General features: G+C 71.0%; 12 protein-coding genes. 2 read left to right on the forward strand and 10 right to left on the reverse strand.

Annotated features, from left to right (window positions below):
- Positions 1–37: 37 nt before the first annotated feature.
- The gene (locus tag ACGFNP_RS04980; protein ID WP_358329155.1) at positions 38–700 is read right to left on the reverse strand and encodes a response regulator transcription factor; all 663 of its coding nucleotides are present in this window, start codon (positions 698–700) and stop codon (positions 38–40) included.
- 151 nt (positions 701–851) lie between these two features.
- On the opposite strand from ACGFNP_RS04980, the gene ACGFNP_RS04985 reads away from it, so the two are divergent.
- Both ACGFNP_RS04985 and ACGFNP_RS04990 read left to right on the forward strand, forming a co-directional pair.
- The gene (locus ACGFNP_RS04985) at positions 852–2,381 is read left to right on the forward strand and encodes a hypothetical protein (RefSeq protein WP_393314932.1); all 1,530 of its coding nucleotides are present in this window, start codon (positions 852–854) and stop codon (positions 2,379–2,381) included.
- Positions 2,382–2,461: 80 nt separating this feature from the next.
- Positions 2,462–3,034: an ArsR/SmtB family transcription factor gene (locus ACGFNP_RS04990; RefSeq protein WP_393314935.1), complete on the forward strand. Its 573-nt coding sequence runs from the start codon at positions 2,462–2,464 to the stop codon at positions 3,032–3,034.
- Between the two features lie 133 nt (positions 3,035–3,167).
- Here ACGFNP_RS04990 and ACGFNP_RS04995 read toward each other — a convergent pair whose 3' ends face one another.
- The 9 genes from ACGFNP_RS04995 to ACGFNP_RS05035 form a co-directional block, all read right to left on the reverse strand.
- The gene (locus ACGFNP_RS04995) at positions 3,168–3,743 is read right to left on the reverse strand and encodes a sarcosine oxidase subunit gamma (protein ID WP_393314938.1); all 576 of its coding nucleotides are present in this window, start codon (positions 3,741–3,743) and stop codon (positions 3,168–3,170) included.
- Positions 3,736–6,498, reverse strand: a complete 2,763-nt coding sequence (locus ACGFNP_RS05000) for a 2Fe-2S iron-sulfur cluster-binding protein (protein ID WP_393314941.1) — start codon at positions 6,496–6,498, stop codon at positions 3,736–3,738. The genes ACGFNP_RS04995 and ACGFNP_RS05000 overlap by 8 nt, the downstream gene beginning before the upstream one ends.
- Positions 6,495–6,773 carry a sarcosine oxidase subunit delta gene (locus tag ACGFNP_RS05005; protein WP_358329142.1) on the reverse strand — a complete coding sequence of 93 codons (279 nt, stop codon included), beginning with the start codon at positions 6,771–6,773 and terminating at the stop codon, positions 6,495–6,497. Before ACGFNP_RS05005 ends, ACGFNP_RS05000 begins: the two co-directional genes overlap by 4 nt.
- A 9-nt stretch (positions 6,774–6,782) precedes the next feature.
- Positions 6,783–8,015, reverse strand: coding sequence for a sarcosine oxidase subunit beta family protein (locus tag ACGFNP_RS05010; protein WP_358329139.1), 1,233 nt, complete (start codon positions 8,013–8,015; stop codon positions 6,783–6,785).
- The gene (glyA, locus tag ACGFNP_RS05015) at positions 8,012–9,268 is read right to left on the reverse strand and encodes a serine hydroxymethyltransferase (protein WP_393314945.1); all 1,257 of its coding nucleotides are present in this window, start codon (positions 9,266–9,268) and stop codon (positions 8,012–8,014) included. The genes ACGFNP_RS05010 and glyA overlap by 4 nt, the downstream gene beginning before the upstream one ends.
- Positions 9,269–9,281: 13 nt before the next feature.
- Entirely contained in the window at positions 9,282–11,684 is a 2,403-nt protein-coding gene (locus ACGFNP_RS05020) for an FAD-dependent oxidoreductase (protein WP_393314948.1), read from the reverse strand.
- Positions 11,685–11,886: 202 nt separating this feature from the next.
- On the reverse strand, positions 11,887–12,873 hold the full coding sequence (locus ACGFNP_RS05025) for an ABC transporter substrate-binding protein (RefSeq protein WP_358329132.1): 987 nt from the start codon (positions 12,871–12,873) through the stop codon (positions 11,887–11,889).
- A 46-nt stretch (positions 12,874–12,919) separates the two neighbouring features.
- On the reverse strand, positions 12,920–14,980 hold the full coding sequence (locus ACGFNP_RS05030; protein WP_393314951.1) for an ABC transporter permease subunit: 2,061 nt from the start codon (positions 14,978–14,980) through the stop codon (positions 12,920–12,922).
- The gene (locus ACGFNP_RS05035) at positions 14,977–16,038 is read right to left on the reverse strand and encodes a glycine betaine/L-proline ABC transporter ATP-binding protein (RefSeq protein ID WP_393314954.1); all 1,062 of its coding nucleotides are present in this window, start codon (positions 16,036–16,038) and stop codon (positions 14,977–14,979) included. The genes ACGFNP_RS05030 and ACGFNP_RS05035 overlap by 4 nt, the downstream gene beginning before the upstream one ends.
- Positions 16,039–16,046 lie beyond the last annotated feature (8 nt).

A 16,046-nucleotide genomic window follows, 5' to 3' on the forward strand; every position in this document is an offset into this window, starting at 1 on the left:
CGATCACCCTGCCTTGAGCCGGGCACCTATGACGGGGTCAGGACGGTCCGATGCGGTAGCCGCCTTCGCGGATGGTCTCGATCACGGGCGGGTCACCGAGCTTGGCCCGCAACCGGTGCATGGTGTGCTTGACGGCGCTGCTGAAGGGGTCGGCGGCCTCGTCCCAGACGCGCTCCAGCAGTTCTTCGGCGGAGATGACCAGGCCGGGTACGGCGAGCAGGCATTCGAGCAGGGCGAATTCCCTGGGGCTCAGCTCAAGGCGCCGCCCGGCCCGGAACGCGGTGCGGCGGGCCGGATCGAGGGTGATGTCCCCGCAGGCCAGCGTGGGCGGCAGCGGCGGGGTGGCGCGGCGGGCCAGAGCACGGACGCGGGCGACCAGTTCGGCGAACGCGAACGGCTTGGGCAGGTAGTCGTCGGCACCGAGGCTGAGCCCGTGGACGCGATCCTCGATGGTGCCGGAGGCGGTGAGCATCAGTACGCGGGTCTCGCAGCGGCCGTGGGCCAGGCGCCGGCAGATCTCGTCCCCATGCACGCCGGGCAGGTCGCGATCGAGGATCACCACGTCGTAGCGGGTGACGGCCAGGCGGTCGAGGGCGGCGGTGCCATCCAGGACGACGTCGACGGCCATGCCCTCGCGGCGCAGCCCGGTGCCGATGGAGCGGGCGAGGACCTCGAAGTCCTCGACGACGAGGACCCTCACCGCCACTCACCGCCGGTCGTCGCGCGGGCGGGGCGGCCGGACCGGCCGCCGGGTCGAGGTGCCATGGGTCAACGATGCCAGATCCCCGGTTCCAGCCGGGTCGCAGCCGCTGCGACCCGGCTGGAACCGGGGGCCGCGTACAACCGTCGGCATGAGTTCATTCACGCCGTACCGATCCAGTCAACGGGTCGACTTCCTCCAGGTGCTCCGCACGGAGTGGACCAAGTTCCGCTCCGCGCGCGGCTGGGTGCTCACCATGGCGGCCTCCGTGCTGGTCACCGTGTCGCTCGGACTGCTGATCGCCGGGGGCTCCCGCACCACCTGCGTGACGGGGAAGGGCGAGGGCGCCTGCCCCGCGCCCTTGGTGGGACCCGATGGTACGGCGGTGAGCGACAGGTACTACTTCGTGCACCAGCCGCTCAAGGGGAACGGCAGCATCACCGCCCGGGTGTCGGACATGACCGGGCAGATGCGACTGCCGGACGTCGTACCCGGGTTGCGTAACGTCAAGGAGGGAGTGGTGCCGTGGGCGAAGGCCGGGCTCCTGATCAGGCAGAGCCTCACGCAGGGCACGCCGTACGCCGCCGTCATGCTCACCGGAGATCACGGCGTACGGATGCAGTACAACTTCACCCACGACGTGCCCGGCGGTCCGCACAACGGCCCCCAGTGGCTGCGGCTGACCAGGTCGGGCGACACCATCACCGGTTACGAGTCAGACGACGGCAAGGCGTGGACCGAGGTCAGCACGGTCGAGCTGACCGGGCTGCCGGAGTCGGTCGAGATCGGGATGTTCGCCGCCTCGCCGGGCGCCTTGTGGGAGATGGCGAAAGCCTTCGCCCAGGCCACCGCCACCTTCGACCGGATCACGCTGCAGGGCGCGAACGGTTCGTGGCGCCGCGACGACGTCGGTGTCTCCATGGAGTCCGACGGCAAGACCCCGCATCACCCGGGCGGGGTCGTCGAGTCCGGCGACAAGCTCATCGTGACCGGGGGCGGTGACATCGGGCCCGCCACGGTGGAGGGCGGTGTGCGCGCTGACCTCATGCTGATCGGCGGCGCCCTGGGGCTGGTCCTGGTGCTCGTGGTGGCGGTCCTGTTCTTCACGGCGGAACACCGGCGCGGGCTGATCGGGACCGGCCCGCCGGTCGAGCCGCAGCCGGCGCTGCTGCTGGCGGCCAAGGCCGTGGTGGTCGGCGCGGTCGCGTTCGTGGCGGGGCTGGTGACCTCGGGAGTCGTCATCCCTGTCGGCCTGGCGATGTTGCGTGCCCATCAGAACCCGGTTCAGCCGATCACCTTGGCGACCGAGCTCCGGGTGATCGTCGGCTACGCGGCGCTGACCGCGGCCGCCGCCGTGCTGGCTCTGGGCCTGGCCGCGCTGGTCAAGCGGGCCGTGATCGCCATCGGGCTGGCCATCGGGCTGGTCGTCGTGCCGTACGTGCTGGCGACCGCGGGTCTGGTGCCATGGCTACTGATGATCACTCCTGCCGCCGGGTTCGCGATCACGCAGAGCATCCCCACGTTCGCGCATGTGGACGTGGACCAGTCGCTGCTCGGGGGCTACTACCCGCTCCCGCCTTGGGCAGGTTTGGCGGTGACCTGCGGATATGCCGCCCTCGCCCTTGGGGCGGCGATAGCCGTACACCGCAGGAAGACTTCACGTCAGGCTCCGCTCACCTAAAAGTGCGGAGGCCCGCGTTGCCATCCCCAAGCCAGTCTTCTACGCTATATCGTAATTCTGGAAAAGCGTAGGAGAGTGCGATGAGTGAGGAAAGATTCGCCGAGCTCGAGGCCCGGATCGCCCGCCTGGAGGGGCTGGCCGACACCGCCGACCCACCGCGACGTTCACCGGAGTCGCCGTCCCTCATGGGTGTGATTCATGAGATGCGCCGCCAGGCGGAGAAAGACAACGGATCCGGGACGGTCGGCTACGTCGGAGCCGTACGGCTGCCCGACGGTGAGAGGTTCTGGGCCAGGGAACTCCCTCTGTCAGAGTTGCTGTCGGCCGACTGGGCGCGGGTCGCCGACATCCTGGAGTCTCTCGGCAGCCAACCGCGACTGGCGCTGCTCGGCGCACTCGTCCGACAGGGCCGGTGCACCCGAGCCGATCTCCAGGAAGCCCTCGGCGGAGACGGCGAGCAGACCACGAGTGGCCAGCTCTATCACCACCTGCGCGCGCTGCAGAGCGCCAGGCTGATCAAACAACGGCGGCGTGGCGACTACGAGTTCGCGCCCGAGGCCGTGAGCCAGGTCCTCACCATCCTCACCGCCGCACTCAACCTCGCCACCGACCCCCCGCTCGGCCCCCCGTTCGATCTCCCCGAACCGGAATGACCAAGCGGGCGACAAAGGGCGTCCTGGGCGAGGTTTGATCAGCTCGTCGATGCGCCGTACGACAAGACGCCGACGAAGCACCTCCCTTGCGGATTTGGGGGTGTCGCATGACCACTCATAGCGATGCCGAGGCTCATCCGAGGTGTTCTGTCGCCGCGTCGAGGAGCCACTCAGCCAGGTACGCCGCGAAGGACGAGCGGACGAGTACGAGGAAGCCATCGGGCCGGGCCAGGAGCACGACCTGGGCCCGTGCCAGCATGGTCTGCGCGCAACTCCCCGGCCCGAAAACGCTGGGGTGCAGGTCGAGCGCGCAGCCATGGGCCAGCAGGTCGCGCGCGCGGGGGCCTGACACCAGCAGCGTGGTGCGCTGGGCCGACACGTCCACGATCGACCCGTGCCGGTCGCCGAGCGCCTTGCGCAGCAGCTCGTGCCGGTAGCCCTCGGGTCCGATCACCAGCCACTCGTCCGGACCGAGCCAGGCCACCGTAATGTCCTCGGCCCCGGAGCCGGTCTGTACGGCGGTGCACGGCTCGACGGGCAGCGGCACCCCCAGCACGGCGCCGAGGTCCTCGGCCGGCGGGCTCGCCGGGTCGACGCGTACGTTGACGTGGGTGAGGAACGGCAGCTCCGCGAGCCGCAGTCCTCCACCTTCGGACGCGGCGGCGAACCGGCCGGCGAAGGCCGCGGCCGGGCTCCTGCGCTCAGCCATCACGGCGCGCTCCTTCCGGGTCGTACAGGACGTGAGAGGCGACGGTCACCGGCACGAACGTGCCCGCGACAGGCGCGTACAGCCGCTCTCCGAGCCGGCCCTGCCCGCCGCTGACCAGCGCCAGCGCGAACGTGCGGCCCAGGACCGCGCTGCGATAACTGGAGGTGACGTGGCCGAGCGCGGGCACGGGCGGCTGCGGCAGCGAGTCCGTGGCGACCAGGTGCGCCCCTTCGGGCAGCAGGAAGTCCGGGTCCTCCGGAAGCAGACCGACGAGTTGCTTGCGGTCCGCCCGCGAGGTGTCGGCCCGCGCGAACGATCGCTTGCCGATGAAGTCGGGTTTCTTCTTCGACACCACCCAGGACATGCCCAGGTCCTGCGGGGTTACCGTGCCGTCGGTGTCCTGGCCCACGATCGGGTAGCCCTTCTCGGCTCGCAGCACGTGCATGGTCTCGGTCCCGTACGGGGTCACGCGACCGCTATCCATGATCGCCGTCCACAGGCGCAGGCCGTCCCAGGACGTCACGTTGATCTCGAAGGCCAGCTCGCCGGAGAAACTGATCCGGCACACCCGCGCCGGGATCCCGGCCACGTCCGCGTCCCGCCAGGTCATGAACGGGAAGCCCGCCGCGTCCACCGCGAGCCCCGGCGCGAGCTCGGCGAGTACCTCACGCGACGCCGGCCCGACGAGGGCGACCGTGGCCCACTGCTCGGTGACCGACGTGCAGTGCACCCGCAGCCACGGCCACTCGGTCTGCAGCCACTCCTCCATCCAGTCCAGGACGGTCGCCGCGTTGCCCGTCGTGGTGGTGATGAGGAAGTGGTCCTCGGCGATGCGGATGACCGTGCCGTCGTCGAAGACCATCCCGTCGGGGCGGCACATGACGCCGTAGCGGATGGCGCCGGCCTTCAGCGAGCTCATCAGGTTGGTGTAGAGCCGGTCGAGGAACTCCCCCGCGTCGGGCCCGATCACGTCGATCTTGCCGAGGGTGGAGGCGTCCATCGCCGCCACCCCCTCGCGGGCCGCCCGGCACTCGCGCAGCACGGCGGCCTCCATGTCCTCGCCGGGACGCGGGTAGTACCACGGCCGCTTCCACTGGCCGACGTTCTCGAAGAGCGCGCCGTGGGCGACGTGCCACTCGTGCAGCGCCGTCACTCTGACGGGATCGTGCAGCAGGCCGCGGTCACGGCCGGCCAGCGCCGCGAAGCTCACGGGCAGGTACGGCGCGCGGAACGTGGTGATGCCCAGCTCGGCCACCGGGGCGCCCAGCGCGTGGGCCACGACCGCCGAGGTGAGCAGCCCGGAGGTCTTGCCCTGGTCGTGGGCCGTCGCGGCGGTGGTGTAGCGCTTGACGTGCTCGACGGAGCGCAGGCCGGCGCCGGTCGCCCGCTGGATGTCGGCGACGGTCACGTCCCGCTGCAGGTCGACGAAGTGCGCCGAGTAGTCGCTCGCGGGGACCAGCCAGTACGCCTCCCCCGCCGCCTCCAGGTCTCCCGCCGCCGCCCCGGCGACGTCGACGGCCTGCCGGGACCGGTCGGGGACCAGCGTGCCGAGCGCCTCGTCGTAGCGGAGCGTGCCGCCCGACTGGCTGAACAGGTGGACGACCGGGTTCCAGCCGCCCGACACGAGCAGCAGATCGGCGTCGAGCGCCCGCTCCCCTGCCGCGGGAGCGGTCGGAGCAGCGTCCGTTCCTGCCGCGGAAGCGGTGGGAACGGCGTCCGGCGCCTCGGCGACCAGCACCGACAAGACCTGGCCGTCGCCACGGGCCGCGGTGACCACGTGGCCGGGCAGCAGCGAGATGCCGCGCTCGCGTGCCCGTTCGGCCCAGCCCGCGCCGGGAGCGGGCCGGACGTCGATGATGGCCGCCACCTCCACACCCGCCTCGGCGAGGTCGAGGGCGGCGGCGTAGGCGCTGTCGTTCGCGGTGAACACCACCGCGCGGCGGCCCGGCAGCACGCCGTACCTGTTGGCGTAGGTGCGAGCGGCGCCGGCCAGCATCACGCCGGGCAGGTCGTTGCCGGCGAAGGCGATCGGCCGCTCGTGCGCGCCGGTGGCCAGGACCACCCGTCGCGCCCTGATGCGCCAGACCCGCTCGCGCGCCACCGCGGCGGGCGCCGCCCCGCCGAGATGGTTGGTGCGCCGCTCGACGGCGACCAGGTAGTTGTCGTCGTAGTAGCCGAAGACGGTGGTGCGCCGCAGCACCCGCACCTCGGGCAGCCCCTCCAGCGCGGCCGCCGTCGCGGCGGCCCACGCGGCGCCCGGCACGCCGTCCACGAGGTCGGTGGTGCCCAGCAGGCTGCCGCCCGGCTCGGGCTGCTCGTCGGCGAGGATCACCCGCGCGCCGGTGCTCGCCGCCTCGCGGGCGGCGGCCAGCCCGGCCGGCCCGGCGCCGACCACCAGGACGTCGCAGTGGGCGTGGACGGCGTCGTACCGGGCCGGGTCGGGCTCGGTCGCCAGCCGGCCCTGGCCGGCGAGGCTGTTCGCGACCAGGCCGTCGTACAGCTCGACCGTGGTGGCGGGCAGCATCGGCTCGGGGAACGGCTCCACGATCTGGACGACCGCGTTGGGCTCCTCGCTGCCCGCGGCGAAGATCCCGCGCGGGCGGCCCAGCCTGACACTGGTGGCGACCTGGCGTACGCCGTTGGCCAGCAGTGCGGAGGCGAGGGTGTCACCGGGGTGGCCGGTGTACACCTGCCCGTCGAACCGGAAGCGCAGGACGCGGGAGCGGTCGATCCGGCCGCCGCTCTCCCGCCTCATGAGGTCACCGGCCGTGGCTCGCCCGCACGGTAGACGGCGTGGATCTCGTTGGTCGCGGTGTCGCGCAGGGCGTTGAACCACCGGCGGCAGCCCGCGGAGTGGCTCCAGCGCTCGGCGAAGACGCCCTTGGGGTTGTCGCGGAAGAACAGGTAGCGGGCCCACTCCTCATCGGAGAGCGCGGCCGGGTTCTCCGGGTAGGCGACGTGTGCCTGCCCGCCGTAGTGGAACTCGGCCTCCTCGCGTGGGCCGCACCAGGGGCATGGGATCAGCAGCATGTGACGTCCTCAGTGGGCGACCGCGGCGGCACCGTGCTCGTCGACGAGCGCCCCGGTGACGAATCGGTCAAGGGAGAAGGGAGCGTTGAGCGGGTGCGGCTCGTCGTTGGCCACCGTGTGGGCGAAACACCAGCCCACGCCGGGGGTGGCCTTGAAGCCGCCGGTGCCCCACCCGCAGTTGAGGTAGAGGCCGCCGACCGGGGTCAGCCCGACGATCGGCGAGGCGTCCGGCGAGACGTCCACGACGCCGCCCCAGGTCCGCAGCACGTGCGCCCTGGCGAAGATCGGGAACAGCTCCAGCGCCGCGGCCATCTGCCGCTCGATGATGTGGAAGGCGCCGCGCTGGCGGTAGGAGTTGGCCGCGTCGATGCCCGCCCCCATCACCAGCTCGCCTTTGTGCGCCTGGCTGACGTACACGTGGACGGCGTTGGACATGACGACCGTCGGGTGCACGGGCTCCAGCAGCTCGGAGACCAGCGCCTGCAGCGGATGGCTCTGCAGCGGCAGGTCGATGCCGGCGGTGGCGGCGACGATCGAGCTGTGCCCGGCCGCGCACAGCGCCACCCGGCCCGCCGAGATCGTGCCGCGGGTGGTGTCCACGCCGGTGACCCGGCCGTCGCTCACCCGCAGCCCCGTGACCTCGCAGTGCTCGATGAAGTCGACCCCGAGCGCCGCGGCCGCCCGGGCCAGCCCCCACGCGACGTAGTCGTGCTTGGCGATGCCCGCGCGGGGCTGGAAGGTGGCCCCCAGCACCGGATAGCGCACGTCGGGTGAGATGTTGACGATCGGGCAGACCTCCTTGACCTGCTGGGGGTCCAGCCATTCCGCGTCCACGCCGTTGAGCCGGTTCGCCTCCACCCGGCGGACGCTGTCACGCACGTCCTGCAGGCTGTGCGCGAGGTTGAGCACGCCGCGCTGGCTGAACAGCAGCGGGTAGTCGAGCTCCTCCTCCAAGCCCTCCCAGAGCTTGAGCGCGTGCTCGTAGATGCCCGCGCTCTCGTCCCACAGGTAGTTGGAGCGGATGATGGTGGTGTTGCGCGCCATGTTGCCGCCGGCCAGCCAGCCTCGCTCCAAGACCGCGACGTTGGTGATGCCGTGGTTCTTGGCCAGATAGTAGGCGGTGGCGAGGCCGTGGCCGCCCCCGCCGACGATCACCACGTCGTAGGAGGCTTTCGGCTCGGCTGCGCTCCACAGCCGGTCGGGGTGCTCGGGCAGGTCTGCTCCGGGGGGCCGCGGGGTCATCGGACCTCTCCGTAGAGCGGGTGCTTGCCGGCGAGGGCCTCGACCCTGCCGCGCAGGAACGCCAGGTCGGCGTCCGGTGTCAGGGCGCTCGCGATGATGTCGGCGACCTCCGTGAAGTCCGCCGCGCCGAACCCGCGCGTCGCCAGGGCGGGCGTGCCGATCCGCAGCCCGGAGGTGACCATGGGCGGGCGCGGGTCGAAGGGCACGGCGTTGCGGTTCACCGTGATGCCCGCCGTGTGCAGCCGGTCCTCGGCCTGCTTGCCGTCCAGCTCGGAGTCGCGCAGATCGACCAGCACGAGGTGTACGTCGGTGCCGCCGGTGAGCACCCTGACCCCGGCGGCCACCGCGTCGGGAGCGAGCAACCGGTCGGCGAGGATGCGCGCGCCCTCCAGCGTGCGCCGCTGCCGGTCGCGGAACTCCTCCTCGGCCGCGACCTTGAACGCGACGGCCTTGGCCGCGATGACGTGCTCCAGCGGCCCACCCTGCTGACCGGGGAACACCGCCGAGTTGATCTTCTTGCTGAGGTCCGCGATGGACAGGATGACCCCGCCGCGCGGGCCGCCGAGGGTCTTGTGCGTGGTCGTGGTGACCACGTGGGCGTGCGGCACGGGCGAGGGGTGCAGACCCGCCGCCACCAGGCCGGCGAAGTGCGCCATGTCGACCATGAGGTAGGCGCCCACCTCGTCGGCGATCCGGCGGAAGGCCGCGAAGTCGAGCTGACGGGGATAGGCCGACCAGCCGGCGATGACGAGCTTCGGCCGGTGCTCGCGGGCCAGTCGCTCGACCTCCTCCATGTCCACCAGGTGGTCGCTCTCGCGCACGTGGTAGGCGACCACGTTGTAGAGCCGGCCGGAGAAGTTGATGCGCATGCCGTGCGTGAGGTGGCCGCCGTGGGCCAGGTCGAGGCCGAGAATGGTGTCGCCCGGCTCCAGCAGGGCCGCCATGGCCGCGGCGTTGGCCTGCGCGCCCGAGTGGGGCTGCACGTTGGCCGCCTCGGCGCCGAACAGCGCCCGCACCCGGTCGATGGCGAGCCGCTCGATCACGTCGACATGCTCGCAGCCGCCGTAGTAACGCCTGCCCGGGTAGCCTTCGGCGTACTTGTTGGTGAGCACCGAGCCCTGGGCGGCCATGACGGCCACGGGCGCGAAGTTCTCCGAGGCGATCATCTCCAGCGTCGATCGCTGTCGGGCCAGCTCCGCGCCGATGGCGGCGTGAACCTCCGGATCTACCACGTCCAGCGGGGTGTCGATCATCTGATGTCCTCTCCTAACCGCGCAGCCGGGTCATCGCCGGGTCGAACAAGGGCTCCTCGGCCACGACGGCGGCCACCCGCCGGTCGAAGTAGCCGACGTGGACGGTATGGCCGGGGTTCGCGAGCGAGGCGGGCAGCCACGCGTAGGCGATCCCTCTGCCGATCGTGTATCCGTAGGCGGCGCTGGTGACGTAACCGACCGGCCGCTCGCCGTCGTACACCGGCTCCCTGCCCATGACGACCTCGTCGGTGAGCAGGCAGGTGAGGCGGCGGCCGACCGACTCCTTGCGGGCGAGCAGCGCCTCGCGGCCGATGAAGTCGCCCTTGTCCAGCTTGACGGCGAACCCCACGCCCGCCTCGTACGGGTCGTGCTCGAAGGTCATGTCGGTGCCGAAGGAGCGGTAGCCCTTCTCCAGGCGCAGGCTGGTGAAGGCGCCCCGGCCGGCGGCGATGACGCCATGGTCCTGGCCGGCCTCCCACAGGGTGTCCCACAGCTTGAGGCCCATGTCCGCGGTGGTGTAGATCTCCCAGCCGAGCTCGCCGACGTAGGACAGGCGGAGCATGGTGACCGGCACGTTGCCGAGGTGGGCGCGGGTGCCGCGGAAGTAGCGCAGCGCGGTCAGGTCGGCGGTGGCCAGCGGCTGGACGAGGTCGCGGGCCCTGGGCCCCCAGAGGCCGATGCAGCAGGTCCCCGGGGTGAGGTCGCGGAGGTACACGTCGGCGGGCCGGTGCCGGTCGAACCAGTCGAGGTCGAGGTTGCCGTTGGCACCGACCTGGAACTCCTGCGGGCCGAGGCGGGCCACGGTGACGTCGCTGCGGATGCCGCCGTCGGCGTTGAGCAGCAGGCAGTACGTCACGGAGCCGACAGACTTGTCGACGTTGCCGGTGGTGAGGCGCTGCAGGAAGGCGACGGCTCCCGGGCCGCTGACCTCCAGGCGCTTGAGCGCGGTCATGTCGTACATGGCGACGCTCTCGCGGGTGGCCTGGGCCTCCGCGCCGACGATGGGCGACCAGTACCGCGCCGCCCAGTCTCCCGGCGTGGGGATGTCGCGGCCCTCCAGCAGCGGGGCGTTGGCGTCGTACCACTGCGGGCGTTCCCAGCCCGACGCCTCCAGGAAGGTCGCGCGAAGCTCCCGCTGCCGGGGGTGGAACGGGCTGGTACGCAGCGGGCGGGGGTCCTCCATCGGCTGGAGCGGGTGGATGATGTCGTAGACCTCGACGTAGTTCTGGCAGCCGCGGGCCAGCACGTAGTCGGGCGCGAGCTGGTGCGGCTCGAACCGGTTGACGTCGCACTCATGCAGGTCGAACGTCGTGCAGTGGCCGTCGACGAGCCATTCGGCCATCGCCCGGCCGACTCCGGCGGAGTGGGTGACCCAGACGGCCTCGGCCACCCAGAAGCCCTCGACCTCGCGGGACTCGCCCATCAGCGGCAGGTGGTCGGTGGTGAACGAGAACAGCCCGTTGATGCCGTCCTCCACCTTGGCGGAGCGGGTGGACGGGAGCAGGTCCCGGGTCTGCGTCCAGGCTTCGGCGAAGTCGTCGGGGGTGAAGGTGAGCACGGACGGCATCACCTCGGCGGCATCGACGGGCAGGATGTCGTCGGAGTTGATCGGCATGGGCCGGTGACCGTAGTAGCCGATGCCGAGCGTGTCGTAGCGCTCGCGGTAGTACAGGTCGGCGTCCTGGTGGCGGAGGATCGGCCGGGACGCCTCGACGGTCTGACCCGCCAGGTCGGGCACCTGCCCGGTCCAGGCGAGCTGGTGCGCGAGCGGGGTGAGCGGCAGCTCCATGCCGACCATGCGGGCGACCCGCGGGCCCCAGATCCCGGCGCAGCACACCACGATGTCGGCGGGGATCTCGCCCTGGTCGGTCACCACCGCGCTGACCCGGCCGTCCTCACTCCTGATGTCCAGCACCTCGTGCCTGCCGAGCACCCGTACGCCGCGCTCCTGTGCCCGCGCGAGCTGCGCGTCGACCGCCTTGACCGCCTTGGCCAGCCCGTCGGTGGGGATGAACAGGCCGCCGAGCACTTTGTCGCGGTCGAGGAGGGAGTGCTTGGCCACGCTCTCCTCCGGCGAGAGCAGGTGGGCCTCGATCCCCCAGGAGGTGGCCCAGCCGTGGCGGCGCCGCAGCTCGGCGAGCCGCTCGGGGGTGGTGGCCACCTCGAGCCCGCCCACCTGGAGGAAGCTGTCCAGCTCGACGAACTTCTCGATGGTGTAGCGGGCCATCTCGGTCATGGTCTTCGATCCGTTGATCTGGAACACCAGACCTGGAGCATGGGAGGAGGAGCCGCCGGTGGCGGGCACGTCTCCCTGATCGACGACCGTGACGCCGGTCCAGCCGCGGGCGGACAGCTCGTCGGCCAGAGCCGCGCCGACCACACCCGCGCCGATGATGACGACGCTCGGGCCCGTCATAGCCACCTCCGTTGTTGCCTAATATGCAACCAAGCGCACTTTCCGCAACAAGCGTCGCTCGCCGCGTTCGGGGTGTCAAGAGTGCGTCGCGCCTTATTCCCTACGGTTTGCACGGCCGCCGAATCTGGCCGCCCGCCACCCCCGGACACGCATGCGCCCGGCCCGGTCGCCGAACGTCGACCGGGCCGGGCGCATGCGGATCTCAGCCGGCGGGCAGCCAGGCCTTGACCTTGTCGGGGTTGTCGGCCACCCACTTGGCGGCCGCCTCATCGGCCGTCATCTTGTCCTCGGCGATGTACTTGGCCACGAGGTTCTGGTCGTCGTTCGTCCAGGTGAAGTTCTTGACCAGCGTGTACGCGGGACTGCCGGAATCGGCGAACTTCTTGCTCACGATCTTGTCCAGCTCGTACGGCGGATAGTCGCACGCCACCTTGGCCGCGTCGGTGTCGCAGCCCTTGGTGTAGGCAGGCAGGTTGACCTTGACCAGCCTGAGCTCCGACAGGAACCACTGCGGCTCGTAGAAGTAGCCGAGGATCGGCTGCTGTTGTTTCTCCGACTGGCGGAAGGCGGTGATGAGCGCGGTCTCGCTGCCCGCGTACACGACCTTGTAGTCGAGCTTGAGGTTCTTCACCAGCGCGGCGTCGTTGGTGACGAACGACGGGTCGCCGTCGAGGAACTGGCCCTTGCCGTCGGACTCGGAGGTCTTGAACAGCGAGGCGTACTTGTTGAGGTTCTTCCAGTCGGTGATGTCCGGGTACTTCTTGGCCATCCACGGCGCCACGTACCAGCCGATGACGCCCTTGTTGCCGGTCGGCCCTGCTGACACGGCGACCTTCTGGTCATCGATGTACTTCTTCTTGAGATCGTCGTGGGCCCAGTTCTCCACGACGGCGTCGACCTCACCGGTGGCGAAGCCCTGCCAGGCAACCTCCTCCTTCAGGTCCTTCTTGACCACCTTGCAACCGAGCTGTTTCTCGGCCACCTGCGCGATCACCGCCGCGTTGGCCTCGTAGCCCACCCACGGGTTCACCGCGAGATTGACGGTTCCGCAGCTCTTCGCACCGCCGGCACTGCTGCTCGCGGCAGTCTCGACCTGCCCGACCTTAGCCCCTCCGCACGCGGTGAGCAGGAGGCCGGCGCCGGTCACGAACACGACGGCCCGGACCTTTCCACTCCTGGTTACTGACACCTGGTCCTCCTGTAAGTTCCGCCGGCCTGAACCGGCCGGTAAACGTTCATCTCTGATGAAGCCCGCCGTGCGCGGCGGCGTCCGCCCGCTCGGTGGCGGCCCGCGTCACGCGGTCGAGCACGATGCCGAGCACGACGATCGCGAGCCCGGCGGCCAACCCCTTGCCTCGCAGCTGGTGCTGCGAGAACCCGGCGACGACGTCGTAGCCGAGCGCTCCCGCGCCGACCAGACCGCCGACGACCACCATGGAGAGCACGTAGATCAGCCCCTGGCTCGTCGCCAGGGTCACGGCGGCGCGGGCCATCGGCAGCTGCACCTTGGAGATGAGCTGCCAGGTGCTGGCCCCCGCCGAGGTCGCCGCCTCGACGGTGGTGGCCGAAACCCCCCTGATGCCCTCCGCGACCAGCTTGATCGCGACCGGCGCGGCGAACACCACGGCCGCGATGATCGCGGTGAACCGCGTCGGCCCGAACAGGCCGAGGATGGGCACCAGGTAGACGAAGGCCGGCATGGTCTGGCCGGCGTCCAGCACGGGGCGCAGCAGGGTGTCGACCCGGTCGCTGCGGCCCATCCACACCCCGACGACCACGCCCAGCAGCATGACCAGGACCGTCGCGACGAGCGTCGAGGCCAGCGTGACCATGCCGTCCTGCCAGAGCCCGAGCAGCACCAGCAGCAGCAGCCCGGTCGTGGTGACCAGCGCGGCCCGCACGCTGCCCACCAGCAGGACGACGGCCACGGCCACGGCGGCGACCAGCCACCAGGGCGAGCCCGTCAGCAGCTTCTCGAAGGGGTTGAGCAGCCCGTTGGTGAGCAGGTTCTTCAGCGCGTTCGTGTAGGTGACCAGACTGTCCTGCACCCACATGCTCGCGGCGTCGGCCGCGCGGCGTACGTACGAGCCGAGGTTGGCGTCGGCGGGGAACTCCGCCGCCCAGATGTAGGTGTAGGACAGGTAGCCGAGCACGGCGGCGATCCCGAGCACGCCCGCCACCTCGACGCGGCGCCCCCGCACGGTGCGCAGCCGCCCGGCCCGGCGCGCGACCTCCACGCGGCGGCTGGCCGCCGAGGTCACCCGGTCGAGCACCACGGCCATGATGACGATGGCCAGCCCGGCGTTGAACGCGGTGCCCACATCGAGCGTCTGCAGCGCCTTCAGGACCGTCTGCCCCAGGCCGGGGGCGTCGATGAGCGCCGCGATGGTGGCCATGGACAGGGCGGCCATGATGGTCTGGTTCACCCCGACGATGATCGTCTGCTTGGCCATGGGGAGCCGTACGAGCCTCAGCGCCTGCGCGGGCGTGGCACCCAGCGAGGCGCCGGCCTCCAGCGTCTCGGGTGAGACCTGCCGGATGCCGAGCGAGGTGATCCGGATGGCCGGCGGGATCGCGTAGATCATCGTGGCGATCGTCGCGCTGGCCGGGCCGATCAGGAAGAACAGCGTGAGCGGCGCCAGGTAGACGAAGGTCGGCATGGTCTGCATGAAGTCCAGCACCGGGGTCACCAGCCGGTTGAACCGGTCGCTCAGCCCGGCCCACACCCCGAGCGGGATGCCCACGGCCAGCGACAGCACCACGGCGGTCAGCGTGAGCGCCAGCGTGTCCATGCTCTCCTGCCAGAGGCCCAGGACGCCGAAGGAGAGGAATCCGGCGGCGGTGAGCAGCGCCACTTTCCTGTTGCCGTACAGCAGGGCGACGGCGGTCGCCAGGCCGGTCACGCCGAGCCAGCCGAGCACCGGCACCGGCCGGTCGAAGGACGGCTGGCTGATCAGGGCCTGGACGAACCGCACGGCCTCGTCGATGAAGAGCCGGATGTAGTTGATGAAGTAGAGGAAGAACGGGTTGCTGTTGCGGCTGTCGTCGATGGCGTCCATGCCGGTGTTCAGCCCGCCGTGCAGCGGGGTCAGCTCCGCGCCGCCGAGCGCCAGCGTGTCCCGCCCGCGCAGCAATGCCCAGCCCAGCACCCACACCGCGAGCGTCGCCACGACCAGGTAGCCGCGGGCCGGCAGCCTGGCAGCCACCCGCGACGCCACCACGGACAGCGTGCCCTCCTTCGCCGGTTTCATGGCCACGGCGCCGCGGCTCTTGATGACGTCACCGCGCCCGGTCATGCCTGCGGCCCTCCGGCGATCACTTCGAGGATCTCCGCGCTGGTGACCACGCCGAGCAGCGTCTCCCCGTCCATCACGCGCACCGGCCGCTCGGCCGAGAGCACGGCGTGCACGGCGTCCCTGATGACCACGTCGGGACCGAGCGCGGGACCGTCGAGCGGGTCGTCGGGCCGGGCCGGGCGCATGATCCAGCGGAGTGTCAGCACGTGCGAGCGCGGGATGTCACTGACGAAGTCTCTGACGTAGTCGTCGGCCGGCGCGCCTACCACCTGGTCGGGCGTGCCCACCTGGACGAGCTCGCCGTCGCGCATGATGAGGATCCGGTCGCCCAGCTTGAGCGCCTCGCTGAGATCGTGGGTGATGAAGATCATGGTCTTGCCGACCTCGTGGTGCAGCCGGATGACCTCGTTCTGCATCTCGCGCCGGATCAGCGGGTCCAGCGCGGAGAACGGCTCGTCGAACAGGAGCACCTCGGGGTCGGCCGCGAGCGCCCGCGCCAGGCCCACCCGCTGCTGCATGCCGCCGGAGAGCTGGTCGGGGTAGGAGTCCTCGAAGCCGTCGAGGCCGACGAGCTCGATCACCTCACGGGCCCGCGAGTAGCGCTCCCGCTTGGAGACCCCGCGGATCTCCAGCCCGAAGGCGACGTTGTGCAGGACGCACCGGTGCGGCAGCAGCCCGAAGTGCTGGAAGACCATGGCCATGCGGTGCCTGCGCAGCTCGCGCAGGCTGCGGTCGTCGGCCTTGCGCACGTCCTCGCCGTCCAGCAGGATCTCGCCCGCCGTGGGTTCGATCAGCCGGGTCAGGCAGCGGACCAGGGTGGACTTGCCCGAACCGGACAGGCCCATGACGACGAACACCTCGCCCCGCCGCACCTCGAAGGAGACGTCGCGGACGGCGGCGACGCAGCCGCTCTGCTGCTTGAGCTCGTCGCGGGTGAGCGTGCTGCCGACGACGCTCTCGGCCTTGGGGCCGAACACCTTCCACAGGCCGCGCACGGCGAGGATGGGAGGGGCGTCGATGTCGGGCGCACTACGTTCGGCCACTGACGGCACAGTCATGACCACCT

Origin of the sequence: Nonomuraea sp. NPDC049269 (assembly GCF_043197155.1) — a bacterium.
Taxonomy (GTDB): domain Bacteria; phylum Actinomycetota; class Actinomycetes; order Streptosporangiales; family Streptosporangiaceae; genus Nonomuraea.

Excerpts from the sequence above, each read along its gene's own strand:
- glyA (WP_393314945.1), bottom strand. The coding sequence starts at position 9,268 with ATGATCGACACCCCGCTGGACGTGGTAGATCCGGAGGTTCACGCCGCC.
- ACGFNP_RS04990 (WP_393314935.1), top strand. The coding sequence starts at position 2,462 with ATGAGTGAGGAAAGATTCGCCGAGCTCGAGGCCCGGATCGCCCGCCTG.
- ACGFNP_RS05035 (WP_393314954.1), bottom strand. The coding sequence starts at position 16,038 with ATGACTGTGCCGTCAGTGGCCGAACGTAGTGCGCCCGACATCGACGCC.
- ACGFNP_RS05010 (WP_358329139.1), bottom strand. The coding sequence starts at position 8,015 with ATGACCCCGCGGCCCCCCGGAGCAGACCTGCCCGAGCACCCCGACCGG.
- ACGFNP_RS05000 (WP_393314941.1), bottom strand. The coding sequence starts at position 6,498 with ATGAGGCGGGAGAGCGGCGGCCGGATCGACCGCTCCCGCGTCCTGCGC.
- ACGFNP_RS05005 (WP_358329142.1), bottom strand. The coding sequence starts at position 6,773 with ATGCTGCTGATCCCATGCCCCTGGTGCGGCCCACGCGAGGAGGCCGAG.
- ACGFNP_RS04985 (WP_393314932.1), top strand. The coding sequence starts at position 852 with ATGAGTTCATTCACGCCGTACCGATCCAGTCAACGGGTCGACTTCCTC.
- ACGFNP_RS05020 (WP_393314948.1), bottom strand. The coding sequence starts at position 11,684 with ATGACGGGCCCGAGCGTCGTCATCATCGGCGCGGGTGTGGTCGGCGCG.
- ACGFNP_RS05030 (WP_393314951.1), bottom strand. The coding sequence starts at position 14,980 with ATGACCGGGCGCGGTGACGTCATCAAGAGCCGCGGCGCCGTGGCCATG.
- ACGFNP_RS04995 (WP_393314938.1), bottom strand. The coding sequence starts at position 3,743 with ATGGCTGAGCGCAGGAGCCCGGCCGCGGCCTTCGCCGGCCGGTTCGCC.